At 43.4% G+C, this 16575-nt stretch carries 9 protein-coding genes; 8 read left to right on the forward strand and 1 reads right to left on the reverse strand.

The window, feature by feature from the left end; translation table 11 throughout:
- Nucleotides 1-79 precede the first annotated feature (79 nt).
- Together I2I04_RS11420 and I2I04_RS11425 are read left to right on the forward strand one after the other, a co-directional pair.
- Nucleotides 80-2836, forward strand: coding sequence for an outer membrane beta-barrel protein (locus I2I04_RS11420; RefSeq protein WP_195471089.1), 2757 nt, complete (start codon nucleotides 80-82; stop codon nucleotides 2834-2836).
- Nucleotides 2837-2888: 52 nt separating this feature from the next.
- Nucleotides 2889-3521, forward strand: a complete 633-nt coding sequence (locus I2I04_RS11425; RefSeq protein ID WP_195471087.1) for an AAA family ATPase — start codon at nucleotides 2889-2891, stop codon at nucleotides 3519-3521.
- A gap of 94 nt (nucleotides 3522-3615) precedes the next feature.
- Here I2I04_RS11425 and I2I04_RS11430 read toward each other — a convergent pair whose 3' ends face one another.
- A complete protein-coding gene (locus tag I2I04_RS11430) occupies nucleotides 3616-5280 on the reverse strand; it encodes a putative transporter (RefSeq protein WP_195471085.1) in 1665 nt (554 codons plus the stop codon).
- Nucleotides 5281-5550: 270 nt separating this feature from the next.
- On the opposite strand from I2I04_RS11430, the gene mutA reads away from it, so the two are divergent.
- The 6 genes from mutA to I2I04_RS11460 all read left to right on the forward strand — a co-directional run bounded on the left by mutA (nucleotide 5551) and on the right by I2I04_RS11460 (nucleotide 16566).
- Nucleotides 5551-7452, forward strand: a complete 1902-nt coding sequence (gene mutA / locus I2I04_RS11435; protein ID WP_143257840.1) for a methylmalonyl-CoA mutase small subunit — start codon at nucleotides 5551-5553, stop codon at nucleotides 7450-7452.
- 1 nt (nucleotide 7453) lies between these two features.
- Nucleotides 7454-9601 (forward strand): methylmalonyl-CoA mutase, encoded by a 2148-nt coding sequence (scpA, locus tag I2I04_RS11440; protein ID WP_143257841.1) that lies wholly within the window; start codon nucleotides 7454-7456, stop codon nucleotides 9599-9601.
- A 146-nt stretch (nucleotides 9602-9747) separates the two neighbouring features.
- Nucleotides 9748-10299: an RNA polymerase sigma-70 factor gene (locus I2I04_RS11445; protein WP_143257842.1), complete on the forward strand. Its 552-nt coding sequence runs from the start codon at nucleotides 9748-9750 to the stop codon at nucleotides 10297-10299.
- A 63-nt stretch (nucleotides 10300-10362) separates the two neighbouring features.
- Nucleotides 10363-11379, forward strand: a complete 1017-nt coding sequence (locus I2I04_RS11450) for a FecR family protein (RefSeq protein WP_195655061.1) — start codon at nucleotides 10363-10365, stop codon at nucleotides 11377-11379.
- 178 nt (nucleotides 11380-11557) lie between these two features.
- Entirely contained in the window at nucleotides 11558-14920 is a 3363-nt protein-coding gene (locus tag I2I04_RS11455) for a TonB-dependent receptor (protein WP_195655062.1), read from the forward strand.
- Between the two features lie 5 nt (nucleotides 14921-14925).
- Entirely contained in the window at nucleotides 14926-16566 is a 1641-nt protein-coding gene (locus I2I04_RS11460) for a SusD/RagB family nutrient-binding outer membrane lipoprotein (protein WP_195655063.1), read from the forward strand.
- Nucleotides 16567-16575 lie beyond the last annotated feature (9 nt).

Genomic DNA, 16575 nt, shown 5'->3' on the forward strand with positions numbered 1-16575 from the left:
ATATACTTTCAGGAAAACTCCTTAAATTTACCTCCACAATTCTGACTCAATTAAAAAACAGACTTATACTGCTATTGACATGAAAACTTGTAGACTATGTGGACTACTTTTGCTGTTACTTTGCATACATACTGTATTATATGCTCAACAAACAAGAACTGTCAAAGGCAGAGTGCAGACGTTGGAGCCTGAGAGTAATAAACGACAGCCTTTACCTTCGGCTAGTATTGTTGTTTTGCAAAAGAATGACTCTACTTTCATAAAAGGAATAACAAGCGATAAAAATGGTCGTTTTACTCTTGATTACCAGTCACAGAAGAAAAAACAATATTTGTTGAAAGTTTCTTTTATGGGAATGCAATCCGTATATCGTGTATTGGGGGATTCGGCATCAGTGAATGTCGGTACGGTTACATTGAAGGATGATGATATTCAGATTGGTGAAGTGGTAGTGACCGGGAAGTTGCAAGAAGTAATGATGGAGGGGGATACTACCGTTATTAATGCTGCTGCTTATAAAACTCCCGATGGAGCTTATTTGGAGGATTTGGTGAAGCGTGTTCCTGGATTGGTGTATAATAAGAAAGATCAATCGCTGACATATAATGGTCAACCTATCAGTGAAATCAATGTAAATGGCGAAGCCTTTTTCTCCGGAGATAAAAAGACTGCACTTGAAAATCTGCCGGCAGATTTGATTAGTAAGTTGAAAGTGTACGATAAAAAATCAAAAGAAGAAGAATTTACCGGAATTAGTTCAGGAGAAAAGAAATATGTACTTGACTTGCAGACCAAGGATGAATTGAATAAAACCTGGTTGACGAATGCCACTGTGGGGTATGGAAATAACCAGAAGAAGGATTTGGAAGGGCAGGTGAATTATTTTAATAAAGACGGAGAAAATCTTTCTTTCATTGGACGTTCCACCAACAGATATCAGAATAGCACTTACAAGGATAATATTAATAATTCGGTGGGAATGAATATGACTCATAAATTCGGAAAGAAGTTTTCTTTGACCGGAAGCATGAACTATAATCTCAATCGGAACGGAAATATTTCTTCCATGTATCAGGAGCAATATTTAACTGCTGGTAACCAATATTCTGCATCTACTAATGAAGGTAACTCTAAAAGCAGGTCGTTCAATTCTAATATCATGGGTAGTTGGGAAGTGGATAAACGTACACGCATACATTTTAACGGTGGTTTCAGTTTTTCTCCTAACTGGAATGAAAGCAATAGCCAGAATGCTTCTTTTGACGCTCCTCCTAACGTCAATCATGAAAGTTTGTTCGATGATTTTGAATCGATTTCCCAAGATATCAAAGTAAATCGTAGTGAAAACCGGTCGCGTTCGGAAGGGCAATCGAACCGTTATAATTGGATGATGGGGATTATGAGGCGGCTGAATGAAAAAGGTACAACTTTAGGATTGAACATTCAAAGTTCGGATTCTTGGGGGGATAATGAAAGTTTTTCGCTTTCAAAAACTACTTATTTCCGTCTTAAAGATAAGCAAGGCAACGATTCATTGCTTTATCGTAACCAGTATTTGAAGTCACCCCAGAAAAATAATTCGTGGCGGGTAGGGATTAACTTCACCCAACCTATCGGTAAGAAAATGCATATTCGTGCAGCGTATAACTGGAACACTCATTATGAACGCGATAACCGCGACACTTATGAATTGTCTTCTTTGGCGAAGTCGGATGTCTTTGGTGAGTTGCCTCCTGATTATGAAACGGGTTATGTAGATAGTTTGAGTAATCGAAGTCATAGTCGTACTAATGGACATGATCTGAATGTAGGCTTCAATTACTCTGATGATATATGGATGGTGAATGCATCATTAGGGATTACTCCGCAAAGGCGAACCATTGAACGGAAAATGGGGAAACTGTATGCGGATACCACTGTGCATACTATCGACTTTCAGCCTATGATATGGTTGGCCTGGAAAAAGAAAGAGGCACGAATTACTTTCAATTATGACGGTAGAACCCGGCAACCTTCTTTATCGGACTTAATGCCACTTACAGATAATAGTAATCCATTATATATTACTCGAGGGAATCCGGATTTGAAGCAAATGTTTGCTCATAGTATGCGTATAAGCTTTCAACATTCTAAAAAAGGCATATCTGCGAATCTTGGAGGACAGTTGGAACAGAATAGCGTTACGCAGGTAATGATATATGATGCACAGACTGGTGGACGTGAGACATATCCTGTCAATATAAACGGTAACTGGAATGTGTATGGAAGTGCTAATTGGTGGAAACGTTTAGGACATTTCTCTTTACGGTTGGATATGAACGGTAATCATAGTAATCGTGTCAGCATGATTAACGAAGATAGAAGTCTTGAGCCGGTGAAAAGTACAACGCGTGACACTGGATTGAATTGTGAGGCGAATGTTTCTTATCAGCCTATGTGGGGAGGTCTTGACTTCTCTACTTCCTGGAATTATCAGTATTCGCTCAACTCTGTAAATGACAACAATACGTATACACGTTATTATAATTTTCGTCTGGAAGGATATGTTGATCTTCCTTTGGGCATACAGTTACGGACGGATGGAGCTTATACATTCCGTAATGGTACGAATATCCGCAAAGGAGAAGATGATGAGATGTTATGGAATGCAAGTGCTACCTGGAGATTCTTGAAAAAGAAAGAAGCAGAGCTGTCTGCTCATTGGGTAGACATTTTAGGAAAGAGGAAAAGTTATAACCGCATGGCAACTTCCGATGGCTTTTATGAGTATCGTACGCAGGAAATAAAAGGGTATTTCATCGTTACTTTCAAATATAACTTTCGTTTGATGATGTGATTTTTAGAAAAAAGTCGTATGTTTGCTACAGAACCATAAAACAAAATGTACTATGAGCGGTAATTATGTTATCAACATCGGTCGGCAACTAGGTAGCGGCGGAAAAGAAATAGGAGAGAAGTTGGCAGCCCGTTTGGGGATTGACTTCTACGATAAAGAATTGATTAATCTGGCTTCTGAAGAAAGCGGATTGTGCAAAGAGTTTTTTGAGAAAGCGGATGAGAAAGCTTCGCAAGGTATTATTGGCGGATTGTTCGGTATGCGTTTCCCTTTTATCAGTGAGGGGGCTATGCCGTGTAATAACTGTTTGAGCAATGATGCCTTGTTTAAGGTGCAAAGTGATGTGATTCGTCATCTGGCGGCAGAAAAGTCTTGTGTCTTTGTCGGACGCTGTGCGGACTATATCCTGCGTGAACATCCCCGTTGTGCGAATATTTTTATTTCGGCCTCTATGGAAGATCGTATTGCTCGATTATGTGCCATGCATCATATTGATGTGGAAGCTGCAGAAGAAATGATAGAGAAAGCGGATAAGAGACGTTCGGAGTATTATAATTATTATAGTTATAAAACGTGGGGAGCAGCTGCTACTTATCACTTATGTGTTGATTCTTCTTCTTTGGGAGTTGAAGAGACTGTACGGTTTATAGAAGAATTTGTGGTGAAGAAGCTGCAACTTATATAATAGGTGTAGAAGAAGTTTATAAGAAAAATAAATGAAGCCGGTTATATCCTTCAATGGAATATACCGGCTTTATTATTTATAAGTTAAACATGATTTACATCATCGTTAATAATATCATCTGTCCCGTCAGAATACGGAGGAACATGGATAATGGGTAAACTGTAGAATACCCTACTGCCGGAGCATCTCCGGATGTTGTTTGATTGGCATAAGCCAATGCGGGCGGGTCGGTATTACTACCGGCTATCAATCCCATCAGGGTGAAGTAGTTTACCTTATAATATAATCTTGCGATAGCACCGATTATAAGCAACGGGATAACGGTGATAAGGAAACCACAACCTACGTATAATAATCCGTCACCTTCGACTACCGTTTGCACAAAATTGGCTCCGGCATCTATACCGACACTGGCAAGGAAGAGTACGATACCGATTTCTCGAAGCATCAGGTTGGCGCTCATGGTTGTATAAGTCACTAAATGGAGCTTATGACCGAAACGTCCGATAAGGATAGCTACTACCAGCGGTCCGCCTGCCAAACCTAATTTCAAAGGAGTCGGCATACCGGGGAATGCTATAGGAAGGCTGCCCAGAAGAATTCCTAAGAAGATACCAACAAAAATAGTCACAATGTTCGGTGTGTCCAGACGTTTTAACTGATTACCCAACACACCTGCCACACGTTCAACTGCATCTTGCTGACCTACCACCATCACACGGTCACCTACCTGAAGTACCAGATTTGGATCGGCAAACAAGTCCATACCGGAACGGTTGATGCGGGTAACGTTCACTCCATACATACTGCGAAAATGCATAGATCCTAAAGTCTTTCCGTTGATTTCCGGTTTAGTCACCAGAATACGGCGGGAAACCATGGGAAGGTCTTGTTTCTCCCAGTCGAGTTCCACTTCTTTACCGATAAATACGGTAATTGCAGGGGCGTCTTCTTCCGAGCATACAATGAACAATTGATCCCCCATATTGAATATGGTTTCATGGTTGGGAACGCTTACATGGCCTTCATGACGAATGCGTGAACAAACGAACTGACGGCCTAAAAACTCTTTGATTTCAATCAAAGTTTTTCCGCTGATTGATTCATTGCGTACTTCCAGACTCATCATGTGAGGTTTGTGATGTGCATCTCCATTTTGGGCTTTCAGACTTTCTTCTTCTTTAGTCATATTGACACGGAAGATGTAACGGATAGCGATGATTGAACCGATAATACCTACCACGCCAAGCGGATAAGCGCACGCATATCCCAGTGCGATTTGTGGACCTGTGTAATTAAGCTGGTTCAATGCTTCATTGGCGGCACCAAGTCCCGGAGTGTTTGTGACAGCTCCATAGAGGATACCTACCATCATCGGCAGTTCTACCCGGCCGTTCCAGAGGTAGTAAAGCCCCAGCGCAACAGCAATATTTAACACTACGATGCCTACAGCCAACAGGTTCAATGTCATTCCTCCTTTTTTGAAAGAAGAGAAGAAAGATGGCCCCACCTGAAGACCGATACAGAATACGAACAAGATCAATCCGAATTCACGGATGAAATGTAGGATGTGTGTATCGGCTGTGAAGCCGAAATGTCCCATTAGGATGCCGGCAAACAAAACAAATGTGACGCCCAAAGATACTCCGAATATCTTTATCTTACCCAGATACACTCCGGCTGCCACTACAAATGCGTAGAGGAGCACGATGTGAGCTACGGAACTGGGGTCCCACAATAAACTTTGTAACCAATCCATAATATAGCAGTTTTTATAATGTTTTTCTAAAAACGGGTGCAAAATTACTCATAACATTGGAGCAAATCAAATAAATGAAGAACTAAAAAAAATAAAGAATGAAGAATTTCTATACAGATTCTATGCGAGAGTGAGAGGTGTGCGAATTTTCTATAAAAAGAAGTTTTGTTTTAACTTATTGGTTATATTTGCATGTCGAACAACAGACAATTAGAAAGAGATAGATAAAAATAAAGACAATATTAATCTTGTTTTAATTTTAGATAAACTATGGCAGACAAAAAAGAAAAACTCTTCTCAGACTTTTCTCCTGTCTCCACCGAACAATGGATGGAGAAGGTTACAGCCGACTTGAAAGGTGCTGATTTTGAGAAGAAGCTCGTTTGGAAAACAAACGAAGGGTTTAAAGTGAAACCTTTCTACCGGATGGAAGATCTGGAGGGTTTAAAAACTACTGATGCGCTTCCCGGAGAGTTCCCTTATCTGAGAGGTACTAAAAAAGACAACAATGAGTGGTTGGTTCGCCAGGAAATCAGGGTAGAATGCCCCAAAGAGGCTAATGCAAAAGCATTGGACATCTTAAATAAGGGTGTTGATTCACTATCTTTCCATGTAAAAGCAAAAGAGCTCAATGCGGAATATATTGAAACGCTGTTGAATGATATTCAGGCAGAGTGCGTTGAATTAAATTTCTCAACTTGCCAGGGGCATGTTGTGGAGTTGGCTAACTTACTGGTGGCTTATTTCCAGAAGAAAGACTATGATGTAAAGAAGCTGAAAGGCTCTATCAATTATGATTTCTTCAATAAGATGCTGACTCGCGGTAAGGAAAAAGGGGATATGGTGCAGACAGCGAAAGCATTGATCGAAGCTATCCAGCCACTTCCTTTTTATCGTGTATTGAATGTAAATGCAATCTCATTAAACAATGCCGGAGCTTATATCTCTCAAGAGTTGGGTTATGCATTGGCTTGGGGTAATGAATACATGAATCAGTTGACTGATGCCGGTATTCCCGCTGCCGTAGTAGCTAAAAAGATAAAATTCAACTTCGGTATCAGCTCCAATTACTTCCTTGAAATTGCTAAGTTCCGCGCCGCACGTCTGTTGTGGGCAAATATCGTAGCTTCTTATAAACCTGAATGTCTGCGTGATTGCAGCAATAAGGGAGCTAACGGTGAATGTCGTTGTGCAGCAAAAATGGCGGTTCATGCCGAAACTTCTACTTTTAATCTTACTTTGTTTGACGCACATGTGAATTTGCTTCGTACACAGACTGAAGCAATGAGCGCTGCTTTGGGTGGGGTAGATTCAATGACAGTCGTTCCGTTTGATAAGGCTTATGGGACTCCGGATGAATTATCAGAACGTCTGGCTCGCAATCAACAACTATTGCTGAAAGAAGAATCTCATTTCGATAAAGTAATTGACCCGTCTGCCGGTTCTTATTATATTGAGAATCTGACTGTATCTATTGCTAAACAAGCGTGGGAAATCTTCCTTGCTACAGAAGAAGCAGGCGGTTTCTATACCGCATTAAAAGCTGGTACAGTTCAGGCTGCAGTAAACGAAAGCAATAAAGCCCGTCATAAAGCAGTGGCGCAGCGTCGTGAAATTCTGTTGGGTACTAACCAATTCCCGAACTTCAACGAAAAAGCCGGTGACAAGAAACCAGTGGAAGGAAAATGCTGCTGTGGCGGTGACTCTCATACTTGTGAGAAAGATGTGGATACATTGGTATTCGATCGTGCAGCCAGTGAGTTTGAAGCGTTGCGTCTTGAAACGGAAGCATCAGGTAAACGTCCGAAGGCGTTCATGCTGACAATCGGTAATTTGGCGATGCGTCAGGCACGTGCACAATATTCCTGCAACTTCCTGGCTTGTGCCGGTTATGAAGTTGTCGATAATCTTGGATTTGAAACAGTAGAGGCAGGAGTAGAGGCAGCTATGGCTGCGAAAGCTGATATTGTTGTAATCTGTTCCAGCGATGATGAATATGCTGAATATGCAGTTCCTGCTTTCAAAGCCTTGAATGGTCGCGCTATGTTTATCGTTGCCGGTGCTCCGGCTTGTATGGATGACTTGAAAGCCGCAGGTATCGAAAACTTCATCCATGTTCGTGTCAACGTATTGGATACCTTGAAAGAGTTTAACGCTAAACTATTGAAGTAAGATGAGAAAAGATTTTAAAAACATCGATATATATGCCGCATTTCAGCCGGTTAACGGTGCTGAATGGCAAAAGGCTAACGGTATCTCCGCCGATTGGAAAACACCGGAACACATTGAAGTGAAGCCTGTTTATACAAAAGAAGACCTCGAAGGAATGGAACACCTCGGCTATGCTGCCGGACTTCCTCCTTATCTGCGTGGTCCGTATTCAGTAATGTACACCCTTCGCCCCTGGACTATCCGTCAGTATGCCGGATTTTCTACTGCCGAAGAATCCAATGCTTTCTATCGCCGTAATCTGGCTTCCGGTCAGAAAGGTTTGTCAGTAGCGTTTGACTTGGCTACTCACCGCGGTTATGACCCCGACCACGAACGTGTAGTGGGGGACGTAGGTAAAGCAGGTGTGTCTATCTGTTCATTGGAAAACATGAAAGTTTTGTTCGATGGTATTCCTTTGAATAAGATGTCTGTATCCATGACGATGAATGGTGCTGTACTTCCGATTATGGCATTCTATATCAATGCCGGTTTGGAACAGGGCGCTAAACTCGAAGAAATGGCAGGTACTATCCAGAACGACATTTTAAAAGAATTCATGGTGCGTAACACCTATATTTATCCACCTGCATTCTCTATGAAGATTATCTCTGATATCTTCGAATATACTTCACAGAAGATGCCTAAGTTTAACTCTATCTCTATCTCCGGTTATCACATGCAGGAAGCAGGTGCTACCGCAGATATCGAGTTGGCTTATACATTGGCTGACGGTTTGGAATATCTCCGTGCCGGAACAGCGGCAGGCATCGATATTGATGCATTTGCTCCGCGTCTTTCTTTCTTCTGGGCAATCGGAACCAATCACTTTATGGAAATTGCCAAGATGCGTGCCGCACGTATGTTGTGGGCAAAGATTGTGAAACAATTTAATCCGAAGAACCCGAAATCACTGGCATTGCGTACTCACTCACAGACTTCCGGATGGTCATTGACGGAGCAAGATCCGTTCAACAACGTAGGACGTACCTGTATTGAGGCTATGGCTGCAGCTTTGGGGCATACCCAATCTTTGCATACTAATGCATTGGATGAGGCTATCGCTCTTCCGACGGATTTCTCTGCACGTATCGCACGTAACACGCAGATTTATATTCAGGAAGAAACTTACATCTGTAAGAACGTTGACCCATGGGGTGGTTCTTATTATGTAGAATCTCTGACTAATGAATTGATTCACAAGGCATGGGATTTGATCCAGGAAGTTGAAAAACTGGGCGGTATGGCGAAAGCTATCGAAACAGGTATTCCTAAAATGCGTATCGAAGAAGCTGCTGCACGTACACAGGCTCGTATCGACAGCGGTCAGCAGACCATTGTGGGTGTGAACAAGTATCGTTTGGAGAAAGAAGCTCCGATTGATATCCTTGAAATTGATAATACGGCAGTTCGTCTTGAACAGATTGAAAACCTGAAACGTTTGAAAGAAGGACGTAATCAGGCAGAAGTGGACAAAGCATTGGCGGCTATCACTGAATGTGTGAAGACTGGCAAGGGTAACTTGCTTGAACTGGCAGTTGAAGCAGCTCGTGTTCGTGCTACTTTGGGCGAGATTTCTTATGCGTGCGAACAGATTGTAGGACGTTATAAAGCAATAATTAGAACGATATCAGGCGTGTATTCATCAGAAAGTAAAAACGATAGCGACTTCAAGCGTGCTTGTGAACTGGCAGAGAAGTTTGCGAAAAAAGAGGGACGTCAACCTCGTATCATGGTTGCAAAGATGGGACAAGACGGTCACGACCGTGGTGCCAAGGTGGTAGCAACAGGTTATGCAGACTGCGGTTTCGATGTGGATATGGGACCATTGTTCCAGACTCCGGCAGAAGCTGCCCGTGAAGCGGTGGAAAACGACGTTCATGTAGTAGGTGTTTCTTCACTGGCTGCCGGACATAAGACATTGGTTCCGCAGATTATTGAAGAACTGAAGAAACTGGGACGTGAAGACATTGTAGTGATTGCCGGTGGTGTTATTCCTGCACAGGATTATGACTTCCTGTATAAGGCAGGTGTAGCTGCTATTTTTGGTCCGGGTACTCCGGTGGCGAAGGCTGCTTGTCAGATTCTGGAGATTTTGATGGATGAAGAATAACAGCTGGAATTCTTCTAAACAATAATATATTCCCGCTTTTTAGACTTGTTTTAGTTTAAAAGGCGGGATGTTTTTTTGTTTATATTCTTTGCTATCTTTTTATTTTGCCTATATTTGCCCAACTTTCATTGGGAAAGGTTTAACAAATGAACGGAAAGAACGACAATATAGATGTCTGTTTTGAGCAGTTTTATGCCGCCAACTTCCCAAGAGTCAAGAACTTTGCAAGGTTATTGACCAAATCGGAGGAAGATGCGGAAGACATTGCCCAGAATATATTTCTTAAGTTATGGACACGCCCTGAACTTTGGCGAGAACAGGAAACCATGACCGGTTATCTCTATACCGTGACCCGGAATGAAATATTCAATCTTTTCAAGCATCAGAAGGTAGAGCAGGAATATGAAGATAAAGTTTTGAAAGCACAGTTGTTGGGTGAGCTTTGTGACGAAGATTCTTCCCTGTTAGAGAATCTGTACTATAAAGAAGTATTAATGCTTATCAAGATGACACTCAGCCAGCTGCCTGATCGTCGTAGACAGGTTTTTGAAATGAGTCGTTTTGAAGGACTTTCTCATAAAGAAATAGCAGATAAATTGCAAATCCCCTTACGCACGGTAGAAGATCACATCTATAAAACATTGACTGAGCTTCGTAAAGTGTTAATGTTTGTTATTCTGTTCCGCTTCTTCCCGTAGTTTCTTTTTCTGAATAGTGATATCTATGTAAGTGTTTCTAAATACAATAATAAATATCACTTTATGAAGAATTATATTCGCGACGTAATCGACCGTTATATTAAGCATGACTATCCGGAAGAAGTCAATCAGGATTTTCGCACATGGTTGACTGATGAGGAGCGTGCCGACGAAAAAGACTGCGAACTCAATAAACTTTGGGAGGCAACCGAAGCTGCCACAACTCCCGGTTATCGTGGCTCTTTGGAACGGATGTACGAGCTAACTGGGATCGGAGTAAGACGGCGGATTCATTATCTACATGTTCGTCTGGCAGTCTGGCAGATAGCAGCGGCTTTATTGATAGCCGTATCTTCCGTTTCGATTTATTTGGCATTGCAGAACCGTCAGGCACCGGATCTGTTGCAAGCATATATTCCTACTGCTGAAATGCGTAATCTCACTTTGCCGGACGGTACACAGGTATTAATAAATTCTCAAAGCACTTTACTTTATCCCAAAGAATTTACGGGTGATACACGTTCCGTTTATTTAGTGGGAGAAGCCGCTTTCAAAGTGAAGCGTGATGAAGAACATCCTTTTATAGTAAAGTCTTCTGATTTTCAGGTGACCGCATTAGGGACAGAGTTTAACGTGACAGCTTATCCGGACGAAGAAGAAGTGACAGCAACATTGATTTCCGGGAAGGTGCTGGTAGAGTATAACGGACAGAAAAATCAGGAAATATTGAGGCCGAACGAGCAGTTGGCTTATAATAAGCGCACCCGTTCTGGAAATGTACTTTGTCCTGATATGCAGGATGTCACAGCCTGGCAGCATGGTGAACTCGTTCTTCGCAGTATGACGCTGGAGGAAATATTCACCCGCCTTGAACGTAAATACCCCTACACATTTGTGTATAGTTTCCGTAGTATGAAAGAAGACCGTTTCAATCTTACTTTCGGGCAAAATGCTTCCATAGAAGAAATAATGGATATTGTTGTTCGTGTAGCAGGGAATCTGGACTATCAGATTGTGGGAGACAAGTGCTATATTTCCAGTGCCGGAAAAAGCAGGCTCCGACATCAGGGGACGAAATAGAACCTGTATATCATACTAATATTAACCTTAAAAATACATTGAGCCTATGCGGAAAAAATATCCGGGAGAAGCTGCAACCTTCCCCCGGATGTGAAATCGAAATTCTTACTATTAGCGTTAATCAGACGCTACTAAATTCGAGAATCTAACTTTATCTGTATAAACTAATACTAAGAAGATGCAGCAAATTTATGAATTAATAGCCAATAAGCAGGCAATCAGTCGAGTATTTATGCTTTTTTTGTGCTGTCTGCTCCTTTCTACCCCTACTTTTGCTCAAAGTAGCAATGCCCGGATTACGATCCATAAGAAAAACATATCGGTCATCGAGGCATTGAAAGAAGTGGAAAAACAAACGAAACTGTCCGTTGGCTACAACGAGTCGCAGTTGAAAAACAAACCCTCCATCAATTTGGCGTTGGAAAAAGCCACGTTGGAGAGTTCTCTCAAAGAAATCCTTAGAAATACGGGATATACCTATCAGTTGAAAGGGAAATACGTAATCATTGTTCCACAGGAAAAACAGGAAGTGGAAGCAGCTTCTGCCAAACGTATCACCGGACGTGTGCTGGATGATAACGGAGAGCCGCTAATCGGTGTCAATGTACATGTAGAAGGAACGAGTGCCGGATCTATCACAGACATGGACGGTCGTTTCACACTCGAAGCTCCGGTAGGAAGCGTGTTGAGTATCAGTTACGTAGGTTATACTCCACAGACGGTAAAAGTGACCGGGCAGAATACATATAGCGTGCAGCTGGCTTCGGATACGAAACTGTTGAGTGAGGTCGTTGTGACTGCACTTGGCATCAAACGTGAGCAGAAAGCATTGAGCTACAACGTGCAACAAGTCAAGTCCGACGAACTGACCCAGATTAAGGATGCTAATTTTGTGAACAGCCTGAATGGTAAAGTGGCGGGCGTTACTATTAATACAAGTTCTTCCGGTGTCGGCGGGGCAAGTAGAGTGGTGATGCGTGGTACGAAGTCCATTGAACAGAGCAGTAATGCCTTGTACGTGATTGACGGTATTCCGATGTATAATTTCGGTGGTGGAGGTGATACGGAATTTGGCTCGAAGGGAGCTACCGAAGCCATTGCTGATATTAATCCGGAAGACATAGAAAGCATTTCCGTACTGACCGGAGCGGCGGCAGCCGCCCTTTACGGTAGTAATGCGGCAAACGGTGCGATTGTGATTACTACAAAAAAAGGACAGGTAGGTAAACTGCAAGTAGGTGTATCCAGTGGCATCGAATGGTTGAATGCTTTTAAGATGCCCGAATTCCAGGGACGTTATGGCACGGGGAGTAATGGTAAAACGGGAAATTCCAATATTTATAGCTGGGGACCGAAGTTAAACTCGGCTGCTCAGACAGGGTATGAACCCGATGATTTCTTTGATACGGGTGCGGTATATACAAATTCCGTTACGCTGTCTACCGGAACGGATAAAAATCAGACATTCTTTTCTGCGGCTGCCGTCAATTCGGCAGGGATGGTCCCGAACAATAGGTATAACAGATATAATTTTACTTTCCGCAATACGACCAGTTTCTTGAATGACAAGATGAAACTGGATGTAAGCGCAAGCTATATTCTTCAGAACGACCGCAACATGACCAATCAGGGGCAGTACTCCAATCCGTTGGTTTCTGCTTATCTTTTCCCTCGCGGGGATGATTTCTCGATCGTGAAGAATTTTGAGCGTTGGGATGAAGCTCGGAAGATTAGCGTACAGTTCTGGCCGCAGGGCGAAGGTGACCTTCGTATGCAGAATCCTTATTGGATTGCTTACCGTAATCTCCGTCTCAACAATAAGAAACGTTATATGGCTTCGGCAGGTTTGAGTTACCAGATTCTTGACTGGCTGAATGTGGCAGGGCGTGTCCGCATCGACAATACTCATAGTGAATATGAAGGCAAGCTTTATGCAAGCAGTAGCAACACGTTGACTGACGGTAGTTCACAAGGGCATTATACAGTAAACAACGGACAATATTCACAGACTTATGCCGATGTATTGGTGAATATAAACAAACGTGTTCAGGATTTTACAATTGTTGCCAATATTGGTGCCAGTTATAGTGGAGTGACCAGTAAGGAATTGGGTTACGCCGGCCCGATACGCGAGACGGGTATTCCTAATCTGTTCAATGTCTACGACCTTGACAATGCGAAGAAACGTGCTACGCAGGTGGGTTGGCGTGAAGCGACCGAGTCTGTTTTTGCCAGTGCCGAAGTAGGGTGGAAAAGTATGCTCTACCTCACCGTGACAGGGCGTAACGACTGGGCTTCCCAGTTGACACATTCTCCGCAGGCTTCTTTCTTCTATCCTTCCGTGGGACTTTCGGCAGTCATCACTGAAATGTTGGAACTGCCCGATTGGGTGGATTATCTTAAAGTACGCGGATCATTCAGTTCTGTAGGTAATCCTTACCCCCGTTTCCTTACTTATCCTACCTATTCGTATGATGCCAATAAGCAGGACTGGAAATCGCAGACGAATTATCCCATAGGCAAACTATATCCCGAACGTACTGATTCATGGGAAATAGGGTTGGATGCAACCTTATTCAAGGATATCAAGCTGAGCGGATCCTTCTATTACGCCAATACTTACAACCAGACATTCGACCCGCGGCTTCCTGTATCATCGGGATATGACAAACTGTATGTACAGACGGGCTATGTACGCAACTATGGTTTCGAGGCTATGTTGTCTTATGGGCATCGTTGGGGAGATTTCGGTTGGGACAGCAGCTTTACTTTCTCGGCCAACAAGAATGAAATCGTCGAACTGGTGAAGGATTATGTTCACCCGGAAACGGGCAAAACTTACAACGTCGATAAACTGGAACTCAAAACTGATGAAGGCCGCGGATTCGGAAAGGCGAAATTTATCCTGAAGGAAGGCGGCACGCTGGGCGATCTTTATACCCATGCCGATTTGAAGCGTGACATTAACGGTAATATCCTGATTGACGATAGCGGCAATGTGACAGCCATCGACAATGCTGGTGACATAAAGTTGGGGAGCGTACTACCTAAAGCAAATCTTGCCTGGAATAATAGCTTTTCTTATAAAGGCATTAATGCCGGTTTCTTGCTGACAGCCCGTTTGGGAGGAATCGTTTATTCGGCAACACAGGCCTACCTCGATCTCTATGGAGTATCAGAGACGTCTGCCGCCGCGCGTGATGCCGGAGGAGTATGGGTGAATGGCCGTAGCCGCGTGAACCCGCAAAGTTTCTATGAAGTGGTAGCGTCGCAGAGCGGGTTGCCTACCTACTATACTTATAGTGCCACCAACCTGCGTCTGCAGGAGGCACATATCGGTTACACCGTTCCGCGCCGCTGGCTGGGCAATGTCTGTGATATCAATGTATCCCTTGTGGGCAGGAATCTCTGGATGATCTACTGTAAAGCTCCTTTCGATCCTGAAGCAGTAGCTACTACGAACAACTATTATCAGGGAATCGACTACTTCATGATGCCGAGTTCCCGGAATATAGGATTCAACATAAAGATTAACTTCTAAATACTATGATGGACATGAAACGAAAATATAACATTCTTCTGATAATGATCCTTTCATTATTTCTGTTTCCCTTGGGCGGTTGTTTCGACAGTGATATTAACCGGAGCATGTATGAGGCGGACGGAGAAGAAATGCAGCGTGAGAATCACATTGTGGGTGCTACGCTCAAAGGGATGCAGGGACTGGTGGTTCCTACACGTGAGCACCTTTACCAGTTTATGGATGCCATGGCGGGAGGAGCTTATGGTGGCTATCTGGAAGGAATCGTAGACACTTGGGTGATGAAATTCTCCACATTCAATCCCGAACAGGGATGGCTCAAATCCCCGTTTTCCGATCCGATTAAAGACATGTACCCGCAGTACCGCGATATGCTGAACAAGACGGATGACCCTGTGGCTCTGGCATTCGGTAAGATTCTCCGGGTGTGCATCATGCATCGTGTGACGGACATTTACGGTCCGATTCCTTATTCGAAGATGATGGATAATGATAATTCGGGTGAAGACCTGGCTGTCCCTTACGATTCGCAGGAGCAGGTGTATACACAGATGCTGAAAGAACTGGAAGAAGCGGACAAAGTGTTGGAGGAAAACAAAGACCTGTCATCCGAGGCTTTCCGCAAACTGGAAGACTTGTATTACGGAAACATTTCCAAATGGCGTAAGTTCGTACATTCCATGCAACTTCGTATTGCCATGCGTATGAGCTATGTCAATCCGACTGAGGCGCAGCGTATTGCGCAGGAGGCTGTAGAAGCGGGAGTGATTGAATCGAATGAGGACAACGCCATGCTTCATGTAGCGGAGAACCGTTCGGAATTGCTGTTTAATAACTGGAATGACTACCGTATCAGTGCCGATTTGGTTTCTGTTATGAAAGGTTACGAAGACCCTCGTTTGGATAAGATGTTTGTCAAAGGCGTGCAGACAGTCGATCAGGATGGCGAGAAAGTCGAAGTGAACGACTATTATGGTGTACGTATCGGCATATTCACCCAGAAGAAAGACGACATGATTAACCTTTACTCAAAGCAGGTGATTTCCAGCACCGACCCTTATCTCTGGATGAATGCGGCGGAGGTGACTTTCCTTCGTGCCGAAGGCGCGTTGCGTGGTTGGAATATGGGAGGCGATGCGCAGGCATTGTATGAAAAGGCTATTGCCCTTTCATTCGAAGAGCGCGGCGGAGCCACCGGAGCGGACCAATATGTGAAGGATGCGGCGAAAAAGCCTTTGGATTATGTGAATCCGATGGATGGGTCTGATATTAAGTATAGTCATCCGGCTGTAAGCACCATTACGATTGCCTGGGAGCCGGGAGCGGAGTATTTCGAACGGAATCTGGAGCGTATCATTACTCAAAAATGGATTGCAATATTCCCGCTGGGGCTGGAAGCATGGGCGGAACATCGTCGTACGGGTTATCCGAAGTTATTGCCTGCCGTGGAGAATAAAGACCCCAACAATAGTGTGAATGTAACGATCGGTCCCCATCGTCTGCCTTTCCCTGCCGATGAATATACGGGAAATCCGAAGTACATAGATCAAGCTGTACAAATGCTGAATGGTCCCGATGCCGCCGGAACAAAACTTTGGTGGGATAAGAAAGACCATTCCATCGAGAATAGTCAATCCTCAAACTAGAACAAACCT

This window comes from Bacteroides sp. 1001136B_160425_E2 (assembly GCF_015559655.1).
GTDB classification, from domain to species: Bacteria; Bacteroidota; Bacteroidia; order Bacteroidales; family Bacteroidaceae; genus Bacteroides; species Bacteroides luhongzhouii.